This window comes from Pseudomonas sp. GW822-FHT02G04 (genome assembly GCF_058802085.1).
In genome coordinates this window covers 20493-33295 of sequence record NZ_JBXANU010000043.1, presented here as the reverse complement: position 1 = coordinate 33295, position 12803 = coordinate 20493, and the positions used below count along the sequence as shown (strand labels likewise).

General features: G+C 60.3%; 9 protein-coding genes. 5 read left to right on the top strand and 4 right to left on the bottom strand.

The window, feature by feature from the left end; genetic code table 11:
- The first annotated feature begins 146 nt into the window (after window positions 1–146).
- From hrpA to AC1RO5_RS30075, 4 genes are all read left to right on the top strand, one after another.
- Window positions 147–4058, top strand: a complete 3912-nt coding sequence (gene hrpA / locus AC1RO5_RS30090; protein ID WP_493179348.1) for an ATP-dependent RNA helicase HrpA — start codon at window positions 147–149, stop codon at window positions 4056–4058.
- A gap of 251 nt (window positions 4059–4309) precedes the next feature.
- Entirely contained in the window at window positions 4310–5431 is a 1122-nt protein-coding gene (locus tag AC1RO5_RS30085; RefSeq protein ID WP_019648021.1) for a beta-ketoacyl-ACP synthase III, read from the top strand.
- Between the two features lie 155 nt (window positions 5432–5586).
- Window positions 5587–6198, top strand: coding sequence for an RNA polymerase sigma factor (locus AC1RO5_RS30080; RefSeq protein WP_493179346.1), 612 nt, complete (start codon window positions 5587–5589; stop codon window positions 6196–6198).
- Window positions 6192–6428 (top strand): anti-sigma factor family protein, encoded by a 237-nt coding sequence (locus AC1RO5_RS30075; RefSeq protein ID WP_476214788.1) that lies wholly within the window; start codon window positions 6192–6194, stop codon window positions 6426–6428. Before AC1RO5_RS30080 ends, AC1RO5_RS30075 begins: the two co-directional genes overlap by 7 nt.
- Before the next feature lie 131 nt (window positions 6429–6559).
- Here AC1RO5_RS30075 and AC1RO5_RS30070 read toward each other — a convergent pair whose 3' ends face one another.
- Complete coding sequence (locus tag AC1RO5_RS30070) at window positions 6560–7882, bottom strand: putative porin (protein WP_493179344.1); 1323 nt, start codon at window positions 7880–7882, stop codon at window positions 6560–6562.
- A gap of 278 nt (window positions 7883–8160) precedes the next feature.
- Between AC1RO5_RS30070 and AC1RO5_RS30065 the strand changes: the two genes are divergently transcribed.
- A complete protein-coding gene (locus AC1RO5_RS30065; protein WP_493179342.1) occupies window positions 8161–9285 on the top strand; it encodes a GNAT family N-acetyltransferase in 1125 nt (374 codons plus the stop codon).
- Window positions 9286–9319: 34 nt separating this feature from the next.
- Here AC1RO5_RS30065 and aqpZ read toward each other — a convergent pair whose 3' ends face one another.
- The 3 genes from aqpZ to AC1RO5_RS30050 form a co-directional block, all read right to left on the bottom strand.
- Window positions 9320–10018 (bottom strand): aquaporin Z, encoded by a 699-nt coding sequence (gene aqpZ / locus AC1RO5_RS30060; protein WP_493179340.1) that lies wholly within the window; start codon window positions 10016–10018, stop codon window positions 9320–9322.
- Window positions 10019–10317: 299 nt separating this feature from the next.
- Complete coding sequence (locus tag AC1RO5_RS30055) at window positions 10318–12150, bottom strand: ABC transporter ATP-binding protein (RefSeq protein ID WP_493179339.1); 1833 nt, start codon at window positions 12148–12150, stop codon at window positions 10318–10320.
- A gap of 88 nt (window positions 12151–12238) precedes the next feature.
- Window positions 12239–12802, bottom strand: coding sequence for a peptidylprolyl isomerase (locus tag AC1RO5_RS30050; RefSeq protein WP_493179337.1), 564 nt, complete (start codon window positions 12800–12802; stop codon window positions 12239–12241).
- Window position 12803 lies beyond the last annotated feature (1 nt).

The window sequence follows — 12803 nt, the reverse complement described above, 5'->3', positions numbered from 1 at the left end:
GCAGGCACAGCAAGGGGGAGCAAGCTCCCCCTTTAGTTTTTACCGGACACTAGTGACGCAGAGCGTGGGAACGATCACCACCCGCAATCCCTGCCAAATCTGCGACAATCCGCCTCCTGCGCCACTAGACGACTTTTGCGTACCTGATGACTGACGAATCGCCTTCCATCGACAAACTGCTGAAAAACCTCGATCACGCCATGCTTGCCGACCGCCACCGGCTGCGGCGGCAGTTGCTTGAGCTGCGCAAGAAACCTGACGAGGCCAAACTGGCCCAGTGGGTGACGCGCACGCAGGCGTCCTGTGATCAGGTGTTGGCGCGGCGCGCCAGCCTGCCGGTGATTCGTTACGACGACAGCCTGCCGATCGCCGCCAAGCGCGACGAAATCAAAGCGGCGCTGCTAAAACATCAGGTGCTGATCATTGCCGGCGAAACCGGCTCGGGTAAAACCACCCAGTTGCCGAAGATTTGCCTGGAAATCGGTCGCGGCCAGCACGGCCTGATCGGCCATACCCAGCCGCGCCGAATTGCGGCGCGCAGCGTGGCGAGCCGGGTCGCCGAAGAGCTGGGGACGCCGTTGGGCGCGCTGGTCGGCTATCAGGTGCGGTTCGAGGATCAGAGCGATGCCAACACCCTGATCAAACTGATGACCGACGGCATCCTGCTGGCGGAAACCCAGAACGACCGTTACCTCGAACGCTACGACACGATCATCGTCGACGAAGCCCACGAACGCAGCCTGAACATCGACTTCCTGCTCGGCTACCTGAAAACCCTGCTGCCCCGTCGTCCGGACCTGAAAGTCATCATCACCTCGGCCACCATCGACCTGGAGCGCTTCTCCAAGCACTTCGATGATGCGCCGATTGTCGAAGTCTCCGGCCGCACCTTCCCGGTGGAAACCTGGTATCGCCCGCTGACCCTGGAGCAGGACGAGGAGGGCAACCGTGTCGAGGATGACCTGACCGTGGATCAGGCGATCCTCGCCACCCTCGACGAAATCGCCGCGTTCGAACGCAGTGAGCGCAAGAGCCCCGGCGATGTGCTGGTGTTCCTGCCCGGTGAACGCGAGATTCGCGACGCGGCGGACATGCTGCGCAAGGCCCAGCTCAAACACACCGAAATTCTGCCGTTGTATGCACGGTTGTCGCCGGCCGAACAGCAGCGGATTTTCCAGTCGCACCCAGGGCGCAGGGTCGTACTGGCGACCAACGTTGCGGAAACCTCGTTGACGGTGCCAGGCATTCGTTACGTGATCGACAGCGGCACCGCGCGCATCAGCCGCTACAGCTACCGCGCCAAGGTCCAGCGCCTGCCCATCGAAGCGATTTCCCAGGCCAGTGCCAACCAGCGTAAAGGTCGCTGCGGGCGAGTCGAGCCGGGCATTTGCGTGCGCTTGTACAGCGAAGAAGATTTCATCGGTCGGCCGGAATTCACCGACCCGGAGATCCTGCGGACCAACCTCGCGGCGGTGATTTTGCAGATGCTCCATCTGCGTCTCGGCGAGATCACTGATTTCCCGTTTATCGAACCGCCGGATGGCAAGGCCATCAGCGACGGTTTCAACCTGTTGCAAGAACTCTCGGCGGTGGATCGCAACAGCCAGCTGACCCCGCTCGGTCGGCAACTGGCGCGACTGCCGGTGGACCCGCGCATGGGCCGCATGCTGCTGGAAGCGGCCAAACTCGGCAGCTTGCAGGAAGTGCTGATTGTCGCCAGCGCCATGTCGATCCAGGACCCGCGCGAGCGCCCGCCGGAGCGTCAGCAAGCCGCCGATCAGGCCCACGCCCAGTGGAAAGACGTGGACTCGGACTTCGCCGGGCTGGTCAATCTGTGGCGTGGTTTTGAAGAACAGCGCCAGGCCCTGACGGCCAGTCCGCTGCGTAACTGGTGCCGCAAGAATTTCCTCAATTACCTGCGCCTGCGCGAGTGGCGCGACTCCCATCGCCAGTTGAGCCTGATCTGCCGCGATATGCAGCTGAGCCTCAACAAAGAGCCGGCGGATTACCCGAAACTGCACAAAGCTGTGCTATCGGGTTTGCTCAGCCAGATCGGCCAGAAAACCGAAGACGGCGATTACCTCGGCGCCCGTCAGCGACGTTTCTGGATTCACCCGTCGTCGGGCCTGGGGAAGAAGCGCCCGCAATGGCTGATGACCGCCGAGCTGGTGGAAACCACCAAGCTTTACGCGCGGATGGTCGCCAAGATCGACGCCGACTGGATCGAGCCGCTAGCTGGGCACCTGATCAAGAAAAATCACTTCGAACCCCATTGGGAGAAGAGGCGTGGACAGGTGGTGGCCTTCGAGCAAATCACCCTGTTCGGGCTGATCGTGGTCGGACGCCGGCCGGTGCATTACGGCCCGGTCGACCCGGTGGTGTCCCGCGAATTGTTTATCCGCGAAGCCTTGGTGCGCGGCGAGATTCAATCCAAAGCCAAGTGCCTGACGGCCAACAAGCAACTGCTGGAACAACTCGACGAACTGGAAGCCAAGGCGCGTCGCCGGGACATTCTGGCCGACGAAGAAACCCTGTTCGCCTTCTACGATGCGCGCCTGCCGGCGGAGATCCACCAGACCGCGACCTTCGACAGTTGGTACCGGATCAACAGCCAGAAAGACCCGCAACTGCTGATCATGCGCGAAGAAGACGTGCTGGCCCGCGAAGCCAGTGAAGTCACCGCCGCGCATTACCCGGACACCCTGCACATTGGCGACCTGGAACTGGCGCTGAGTTATCACTTCGAACCCAACCATCCACGTGATGGCGTGACCTTGCGCGTGCCGGCACCGTTGTTGCCGATGCTGCCACCGGAACGTCTGGAATGGCTGGTGCCGGGCGTGATCGAGGCCAAGTGCATTGCGCTGGTGCGCAACCTGCCCAAGGCCCTGCGCAAGAATTTCGTGCCGGTGCCGGATTTCGTCAAAGCCGCGATGCAGCGTATGACCTTTGGCGAGGGCTCGTTGCCCCAGGCGCTGGGCCGCGAGTTGCTGCGCATGACCGGGGCGCGGGTCGGCGATGAGGCGTGGGCCGAAGCGTCGCAGCAGGTCGAAAGCCATTTGCGGATGAACCTGGAAATCGTCGACGGCCAGGGCAAGTTCCTCGGCGAAGGGCGTGATCTGGCGGAGTTGACCGCACGCTTTGCCGAGGCCAGCCAGGCCGCCTTGGCGGTGCCGCAAACCGCGAAAAGTCAGCAACCGGTGGAGGCGAAAGTCTTTGCCGCTGTCGCCGAGAAAACCCAACAGAAGATCGCCGGGCTGTCGATGACGGTGTATCCGGCGCTGGTGGAAGAGGCCGGGACGGTCAAGGAAGGACGTTTCTCGACCCCGGCCGAAGCCGAGTTCCAGCATCGCCGGGCCTTGCAGCGCTTGCTGATGCAGCAACTGGCGGAGCCGGCGAAGTTCTTGCGCGGCAAGTTGCCGGGGCTGACCGAGTTGGGCCTGATGTACCGCGAACTGGGGCGCATCGACAGCCTGGTGGAAGACATTCTGCTGGCCAGTCTCGACAGCTGCATCCTCGACGGTGAAGAGCCGTTGCCACGCGATGGCGCTGGATTGGCATCCCTGGCCGAGCGCAAACGTGGCGGCTGGACCGAGCACGCCGAACGTCTGGCCAGGCTGACTTTGGAGATTCTCAAGCACTGGCACGGCCTGCAGAAACGCTTCAAGGGCAAGATCGATCTGGCGCAAGCCGTGGCCTTGAACGACATCAAGCAGCAGCTCAGCCATCTGGTGTACCCGGGGTTCGTGCGGGAAACGCCGATGCTGTGGCTCAAGGAACTGCCGCGTTATCTCAAGGCCGTCGAGCAGCGTTTCGAGAAACTCGGCGCACAGGTGCAGAAGGACCGGGTCTGGAGCGGAGAATTGTCCGGGCTCTGGACCCAATACCAGACCCGCGCCAACAAACACGCTCAGGAAGGCAAACGCGATCCGCAGCTGGAGCTGTATCGCTGGTGGCTGGAAGAGTACCGGGTTTCGCTGTTCGCGCAGCAATTGGGAACCAAGGTGCCGATCTCCGACAAGCGCTTGAGCAAGCAATGGAGTCAGGTCGAGGCATAAACCCGATCTCCTTGAGCCTCTGCGGTCTACTGTAGGTATTGCATGACATCGTTTGGCAAAAGGGGCCAAAAGCCAGCGTTTATGGCAAACTTCGCGCCTATAAACGCCGGCCCCGCGGTTTTGAGCCTTCCGGGCCTGGGCGGATCGGAATAAAGCGATGCCAGGTTTGCGTCTGGAATCTGGAATAGACCCTTTGTGTGTTGGTACGTCGGTGCCAGCGCTTTCTGCCTGAACGGATTAGAGAAACGACCATGCATAACGTCGTCATCAGCGGCACCGGCCTGTACACCCCGGCCAACAGCATCTCCAACGAAGAGCTGGTGCAGTCTTTCAACGCTTACGTCGCGCAGTTCAACGCCGACAACGCCGAGGCCATTGAGCGCGGCGAAATCCAGGCATTGACCGAATCCAGCGCAGCGTTTATCGAAAAAGCCTCCGGTATCAAAAGCCGCTTTGTCATGGACAAAGAGGGCATCCTCGACCCGCAACGCATGGCGCCACGCTTGCCCGAGCGCTCCAACGACGAGTGGTCGGTGCTGTGCCAGATGGCCATTGGCGCGGCCGAGCAAGCCTTGCAGCGTGCCGGCAAGACCGCCGCTGACATCGACGGTGTAATCGTCGCCTGCTCCAACCTGCAACGCGCCTACCCGGCCATCGCCATCGAAGTTCAGGAAGCGTTGGGTATCCAGGGTTTCGGTTACGACATGAACGTGGCGTGCTCCTCGGCAACCTTCGGCATCCAGGCCGCCGCCAACAGCGTGCAACTGGGCCAGGCCCGGGCGATCCTGATGGTCAACCCGGAAGTCTGCACCGGCCACCTGAACTTCCGCGACCGCGACAGCCACTTCATCTTCGGCGACGCCGCCACTGCGGTGATCATCGAGCGCGCCGACCTGGCGACGTCCAAATACCAGTTCGACGTGGTCAGCACCAAACTGCTGACCAAGTTCTCCAACAACATCCGCAACAACTTCGGCTTCCTCAACCGCGCCGCGGAAGAGGGCATCGGTGCCCCCGACAAGCTGTTCGTCCAGGAAGGCCGCAAGGTGTTCCGCGATGTCTGCCCGATGGTCGCCGAGCTGATCGCCACGCACCTGGAAGAAAACCAGCTCAACGTCAGCGACGTGAAGCGTTTCTGGCTGCACCAGGCCAACCTCAGCATGAACCACCTGATCGTCAAGAAGCTGCTGGGCCGCGAAGCCACCGAAGCAGAAGCCCCGGTGATTCTCGACACCTACGCCAACACCAGCTCTGCCGGTTCGGTGATTTCGTTCCACAAGAATCAGGACGATCTGGTCAGCGGTTCGCTGGCCGTACTGAGCTCGTTCGGCGCTGGTTACTCGATTGGCAGCGTGATTCTGCGCAAGCGTTGATCGAAGGGGTTGTTGTTCTTTCCTCTGGCTTGTGATGACTTTTCCTACATTCGAAATAGTCGGAAGGCTGTAATTTTCGGAAATTCCAGCAGGACGATGCCTACAGGCGAAGTCCTGCTGTTTTCATTTTCGAGGTCAGAACAAGGGGGTTGTTAATGGCGGCTGACGACGCGCAACTGCTTGAGCGCTTGCTGGCAGGTGAACAAAAGGCCTTCAAAGAGTTGGTCAGCACCTATCAGAACGCCATGCGTGCGGTGGCCTACGCTATTGTGGGCAACCGGCATGCCGACGAAATCGTTCAGGATGCCTGGCTATCGGTTGTGCGTAACCTGAACGGGTTCGAGGGGCGTTCGAGTCTCAAGACCTGGCTGCTCACCATCACCGCCAACTCGGCCAAGAGTCGCTACAAGCAAAACCGCCGGGAAGTGTTGCTCGATGACCTGCCGTCGCCTCACGGTACGATCGATGACGATCGTTTCTCATCGAGTGATGGTCATTGGCTGGTGGCGCCGTTCGCCTGGCATCAGGACACGCCAGAGGCCCTGTTGACCGAAAACGAACTGCGCGAATGCCTGGAGCACACGTTGCTCAGCCTGTCAGAACTGCAAAGCAGTGTGTTGCTGTTGCGCGAGCGTCAGGGGCTGGAGTTGGAGGAGATCTGTAATCTTCTGGACATCTCACTCTCCAATGTCCGTGTGCTGCTGCATCGGGCACGGTTGAAGGTCTTTGCGACCGTGGAGCATTTTGAGGAAACCGGCGAATGTTGACCTGCAAGGAACAAGTGGCGCGGTCCAGCGATTATCTCGATGGCCAGTTGAGTTTTCGCGAACGACTGCTGATGCGGCATCACTTGATGTTTTGCCCCAATTGTCGGCGATTCATTCGGCAGATGCGGTTGATGCAGGCGACCTTGCGGGTGATGCCGCAGAAGCCGGTCGAGGATGTGGAGGCGCTGGCCGAGCGGCTGGCGGCGCAGCGGCGTAAAGATCGTTCCTGAAGGAAAGCACAGGCCGGCGCGGGTGAAACGAACGGATGATGGGGATCGTTGCCCCGCGCCAGACTGTTGAACCTCTTCAAACGATACGACCGGATGTAAACCGCATCGTTTGAAGTGTGTAGCTTCGCTGCTTAGAACTTCGCTTCTGCGTCCAGTTGCAGCGTGTTGGTGTTGGCATCGCGCTGGGTACGGCTGGAGAAGTCGGCTTTAGTCAGGAAGTAAGTGGCACCGAGGGCGAAGTTCTTGTCGATGTCATAACCAACTTTGAACTTGTGACCGCGAGAACCGGTAGTGCCATTGGCGAAGTCCGAGTCGGTGAAGGCGCCGACCACGGCGTTACGCTGCACGTCGCGGTAGTTGTAGTCGAGGTTGAGGCCGAAGACTTTCGACTTGGCACCGACCAGCCAGGCCGTGTCCTGATCGGTCACGGCATCGTTGTTCTTCACATATTGGCCGTAGAACGACAGCGGCATCGGCAAGCCGCCGATATCGATCTGGCTGAAACCTTCGTACAGGCGGAACTCATTGTTGGCCGAGTTGCCGTTGACGGCCAGGGCGCACGGCGTGGACGTGCCGGTGCAACGGCTGTCTTCGTCGTTCTGGTAGGCATAGACGCTGCCGCCGACGGTCAGTTTCAGGTTGTCGGTGATGGCGAAACGGCTACCCAACTGGCCGGCGGTCAGACGCAGGTCGTGACGAAATTGCACGCCTTCGCCGTCGACGTTGTCCTTGAGGTTGTAGTTGCCCAGGCTACCGAACAGTTCGGCACTGCTGCCCAGCGGGTATTTGTAGGTCACTGCCAGACCTTCCGGGTTGATGTCACTGTCCCAGATCACATCACCCATGCTGACCCACGGTTGCAGCATCTTGCCGCCGATCACATGCAGGTTTTTGATGGCGTCCGGGTGGTAGTCGATGTAGCCCAGATCCAGCCAGATCTGCTTCTTGTCGAAGTAGTTGTCCATGTCCTGGTTGGTCGAGCGAGCATCGTCACCGCCGCCGGTGGCAATGCGGATGCCGGTGTCCACTTGCGGGTTGATTTCGCTGTAGGCACCCAGACGGGCGCGGATGCGTTGACGATCCTTGTCACGGCCACCGTTGTTGGGTTCGCCGTCGATCTTGACCGTTTCCTGGCGCACGCGAACGTCGCCCTTGAACTGGGTCTTGGCGGCCCAGGCCAGTTTCTGGTCGAAGGCGCTCAGCTCGTTGGCTTTCTTCGAGGCGACCGCTATTTGTTCGTTGGTCTCTTGCTGCGCCTGCTGCGCGATTTGCTGAGCCTTCTGATCCTTGGCCAGTTCGGCTTGCAGTTCAACGTACTGCGCCTGGGAAATAGAACCGTTAGCCTTGAGCATGTCGAGCAGTTTGGCGTCGACTGCAGCACTGGCCGGAACACTCATGGCCAGCAACAGGCCACCGCACAAGGCCGCCGCAGTTTTCGTGGAAGCAAGACGCATAGCAATCTCCGAAGATGAGAGGGATGGCTGAACCATCCTGGACACAACCGACGGTTGAAGGTCGGAAAACAGTGGTCGGGTAGAACCCGACGCTCTAAAAACAGGCGCCAGTATCGCGATGGTTTATGACAGGTCAGTGGCGAAGTGATGGCAGGTCGATGACGATACAAAAGATTCCGAAATGCCCGATTCAGAGCCTTGTATCGGATTGACGCGTGTGGATCGCCCTGCGATCGGCGATACTCGCGGGGCTGTCATGCCAAGATGTGGAGAGGAAAATGCCGCTGCAACGTCTGCACACACTGTCGCAAATCGCACCCCGCACCTGGGATGCCCTGGTGCCGGAGAATCAGCCGTTTCTGCGCCATGCGTTCCTCGGTTCACTGGAAGACAGCGGCAGCCTCGGCCCGCATTCCGGCTGGCAGCCCGAGCATCTGCTGCATGTCGAAGGTGAGCACCTGATCGCCGCGCTGCCCAGCTACCGCAAATGGCATTCCTACGGCGAATACGTGTTCGACCATGCCTGGGCCGATGCCTGTGAGCGTGCGGGCATCGACTACTACCCCAAACTGTTGACGGCGGTGCCGTTCAGTCCGGTCAGCGGGCCGCGATTGCTGGCGGCGACGATTGAGGATGGTTTCGAGCTCTTGCAGAGCCTGCCGGGTTATCTGGAGATAGAAAAACTTTCCAGCGCCCACATCAATTTCACCGATCCGTTCACCGACGCAGCATTGGCCGAACAACCGGGCTGGCTACAGCGCATTGGCTGTCAGTACCACTGGCAGAATCGCGGTTATCGGGACTTTCAGGATTTCCTCGATGCCCTCAGTTCGCGCAAGCGCAAGCAAATGCGCAAGGAGCGTGAGCAAGTGGCGGGGCAGGGCATCGATTTCGAATGGCTGGAAGGTCGGCAGCTGACCCAGGCGCAGTGGGACTTCGTGTACGCCTGCTACGCAAATACCTACGCGGTGCGTCGGCAAACACCTTACCTGACGCGGGAATTTTTCAGTCTGTTGGCCGAACGCATGCCGGAGTCGATTCGCGTGGTGCTGGCCAAACAAGGTTCACGGCCGGTGGCCATGGCCTTCAGCCTGGTTGGCGGCGACAGCTTTTATGGCCGTTACTGGGGCTGCCTGGCGGAGTTCGATCGCCTGCACTTCGAGACCTGTTTCTATCAGGGTATGGATTACGCCATTGCCAACGGCTTTCAGCGTTTCGACGCCGGCGCTCAGGGCGAACACAAACTGATTCGTGGCTTTGAACCGGTGATCACCCATTCCTGGCATTACCTGCGCCATCCGGGCTTGAAGTCGGCGGTGAAAGACTTCCTCGAGCGCGAACGCGTCGGGGTGCTGGGGTATGCAGAAGAGGCGAAGACCGCCTTGCCTTACCGACAAGGCTGATCTTCGCCGTTGATTGCAGGTTCAGTCGCGCAGGTTAACTGTCTTCTTTGCCCAGCCAGCGATACATCACACCACCGATGACCGCCCCCAGAATCGGCGCCAGCCAGAACAGCCACAGTTGTTGAATTGCCCATCCGCCGACAATCAGCGCCGGACCCGTACTGCGGGCCGGGTTGACCGAGGTGTTGGTTACTGGAATCGAGATCAGGTGGATCAGCGTCAGCGCCAGGCCGATGGCGATGGGCGCCAGCCCGGCCGGTGCGCGTTTGTCGGTGGCGCCGAGAATGATCAGGATGAACATGGCGGTCATCACCAGTTCACAGACAAAACCCGCCGCCATCGAGTAGCCGCCTGGCGAGTGTTCGCCGTAGCCATTGGACGCCAGGCCGCTGGCCAGTTCGAAGCCGGGTTTGCCACTGGCGATGAAGTACAGCAGGGCTGCTGCGATGATCCCGCCAATCACCTGGGCGATGATGTAGGCGGGCAGTTCTTTGGCAGGAAAGCGTCCGCCGACGACCAGCCCGACCGAAACCGCTGGGTTGAGATGGCAACCGGAGATGTGGCCGATGGCGAAGGCCATCGTCAGTACCGTCAAACCGAATGCCAGGGACACCCCCAGCAAACCGATCCCCACGTTTGGAAACGCTGCCGCCAGGACCGCACTGCCGCATCCCCCCAATACCAGCCAGAACGTACCTACCAATTCTGTAGCCGAACGTTTGAACAAAGACATAGCGAGTTTCCCTATCGAGATAACACTGTCGTTGTGCATCCAGCAGATGGACTACAGCCATCTCCAGTACCTTGGCTGAGTACAGCAGGGTTTTTACGGAATTCCAGTGACCATAAAAAACCGCCAGAGCCCGTGGTTGGCGGGTTCTGGCGGTTTCTGGTGTTCTTCTGTGTGGCTGATGGCGCTAAGATCGCAGCCTTCGGCAGCTCCTACATTGACCGCGTTCGCCGCAGGCATTGTGGTCGAACATCCGTCCTGTAGGAGCTGCCGAAGGCTGCGATCTTTTGATCTTCGCGGGCTCAATCGATCCCGACAAACCCGCCGGTCTGGTGCTGCCACAACCGCGCATACAAACCGCCATGGGCCAGCAGTTCGGCGTGGCTGCCGGTTTCGGCGATCTTGCCGTTTTCCAGCACCACCAACCGATCCATCCGGGCGATGGTCGAGAGACGGTGAGCGATGGCGATCACGGTTTTGCCCTGCATCAGGGTTTCGAGGCTTTCCTGGATCGCCGCTTCGACTTCCGAGTCCAGCGCCGAGGTGGCTTCGTCCATGATCAGGATCGGCGCGTCCTTGAGCAGCACCCGGGCGATGGCAATCCGCTGACGCTGACCACCAGAGAGTTTCACCCCGCGCTCACCGACATGAGCATCGAAACCGGTGCGGCCTTCGGAGTCCGACAGCAGCGGAATGAACTCGTCGGCACGGGCCTTGTGCGCCGCTTCCCAGAGTTCGGCGTCGGTGGCGTCGGGTTTGCCGTACAGCAAATTGTCGCGGATCGAACGGTGCAGCAGCGAGGTGTCCTGGGTGATCATGCCGATGCGTTCACGCAGGCTTTCCTGGCCGACTTCGGCGATGTTCTGGCCGTCGATGAGGATTCGCCCGCCCTGCACGTCATACAGGCGCAGCAGCAAGTTGACCAACGTCGATTTGCCGGCGCCGGACGGGCCGATCAAGCCGATTTTTTCGCCGGGCTTAATGGTCAGGTTGAGGCCGCCGATGATCCCGCTCTTCTTACCGTAGTGGAAATCGACGTGTTCGAAACGCACCTCGCCACGGGCCACCGCCAAGGGTTTTGCCTGTTCGCGGTCGGTGACGCTGACCGGTTGGGCGATGGTCTGCAAACCGTCCTGGACCATGCCGATGTTTTCGAAGATGCCGTTGACCACCCACATGATCCAGCCGGACATGTTGACGATGCGGATCACCAGCCCGGTGGCCAAGGCAATTGCGCCTACGGTGATCAGCGACTGCGTCCACAGCCACAGGGCCAGCCCGGTGGTGCCGACGATCAGCAGGCCGTTCATGCTGGTGATGACCACGTCCATGCTGGTGACCACTCGGCCGGCCAGTTGGGCTTTTTCGGTCTGTTCCGCGATGGCTTCGCGGGCGTACTGCTGTTCGAAGTTGGTGTGGGCGAACAGCTTGAGGGTGGTGATGTTGGTGTAGCCGTCAACGATCCGCCCCATGAGTTTGGAGCGCGCATCGGAGGACACCACCGAGCGTTCCTTCACCCGCGGCACGAAGTAGTAGAGCGCGCCGATGTAGGCAGCGATCCAGATCAGCAGCGGTATCATCAGGCGCCAGTCGGCTTCGGCGAACAGCACCAGCGAGCTGATCGCGTAGATCAGCACGTGCCACAGCGCGTCCACCGCTTGCACGGCAGAGTCCCGCAGGGAATTGCCGGTCTGCATGATGCGTTGGGCGATGCGCCCGGCGAAGTCGTTCTGGAAGAAATTCAGGCTCTGTTTGAGCACGTAACTGTGGTTCTGCCAGCGGATCAGGCTGGTCATGCCGGGACTTAGGGTCTGGTGCACCAGCATGTCATGCAGGGCGAGGAACAAGGGGCGCAGGATCAGCGCCACCGCCGCCATCCAGGCCAGTTCGACGCCGTGGACCTTGAAGAAGTCGACGTTGGATGTGCTCTGGGTCAGGTCGATGATGCGACTCAGGTAGCTGAACAGCGCCACTTCGATCAGCGCGCCGAACAGGCCGACGACCAACAAAACGGCGAAGATTGGCCAGACCTGCTTCAGGTAATAGGTATAGAAGGAGAGAACCCGGCTCGGTGGAGCCGCCGTCGGGGCGTCGCGGAAAATGTCGATCAGTTTTTCGAAACGGCGATAAAGCATCGGTTCTCCGCCCGCGTACGGGCTCTCCTTTAAACGATATGAGCGGCGCCGGATATCGACCGGCCACCGCTCAAGACTGCCGGCGTACTCAGTCGATGCGCTTGGCTGACTTGATCACCACCGGGTCGACAGGCACGTTCTGCATGCCTTGTTTGGTGGCGGTCTGAGAGTTGACGATGATGTCCACCACGTCCATGCCCTTGACCACTTTGGCGAAGACGGCGTAACCGGCGTCGCGACCCGGATCGAGGAAGGCGTTGTCGGCCACGTTGATGAAGAACTGGCTGGTGGCCGAATCCGGGTTCGAAGTACGCGCCATCGACAGTGTGCCACGCACGTTATGCAGGCCGTTGCTGGCTTCGTTTTTGATCGGTGCCTTGGTTTCCTTCTGTTGCATCTGTGCAGTGAAACCACCGCCCTGAGCCATGAAACCTGGAATCACACGGTGAAAGATCGTGTTGTTGTAGAAGCCACTGTCGACGTACTCAAGGAAATTCTTGGTACTGATCGGCGCCTTGACCGGGTCCAGTTCGATTTCGATCTGGCCGTTGGTGGTCTCCAGCAGCACGTGCGGTGCCTTGGCCGGCGTGGCGGCCATCAGGTTGGCGGCAAACAGAACGGAGCCGGCGACGAGGGCGATTTTTTTCAGCATG

What these genes read in the sequence shown, in the direction of transcription:
- AC1RO5_RS30075 (WP_476214788.1), top strand. Translation starts at nt 6,192, where the DNA reads ATGTTGACCTGCAAGGAACAAGTGGCGCGGTCCAGCGATTATCTCGAT.
- aqpZ (WP_493179340.1), bottom strand. Translation starts at nt 10,018, where the DNA reads ATGTCTTTGTTCAAACGTTCGGCTACAGAATTGGTAGGTACGTTCTGG.
- AC1RO5_RS30055 (WP_493179339.1), bottom strand. Translation starts at nt 12,150, where the DNA reads ATGCTTTATCGCCGTTTCGAAAAACTGATCGACATTTTCCGCGACGCC.
- hrpA (WP_493179348.1), top strand. Translation starts at nt 147, where the DNA reads ATGACTGACGAATCGCCTTCCATCGACAAACTGCTGAAAAACCTCGAT.
- AC1RO5_RS30080 (WP_493179346.1), top strand. Translation starts at nt 5,587, where the DNA reads ATGGCGGCTGACGACGCGCAACTGCTTGAGCGCTTGCTGGCAGGTGAA.
- AC1RO5_RS30050 (WP_493179337.1), bottom strand. Translation starts at nt 12,802, where the DNA reads ATGCTGAAAAAAATCGCCCTCGTCGCCGGCTCCGTTCTGTTTGCCGCC.
- AC1RO5_RS30085 (WP_019648021.1), top strand. Translation starts at nt 4,310, where the DNA reads ATGCATAACGTCGTCATCAGCGGCACCGGCCTGTACACCCCGGCCAAC.
- AC1RO5_RS30070 (WP_493179344.1), bottom strand. Translation starts at nt 7,882, where the DNA reads ATGCGTCTTGCTTCCACGAAAACTGCGGCGGCCTTGTGCGGTGGCCTG.
- AC1RO5_RS30065 (WP_493179342.1), top strand. Translation starts at nt 8,161, where the DNA reads ATGCCGCTGCAACGTCTGCACACACTGTCGCAAATCGCACCCCGCACC.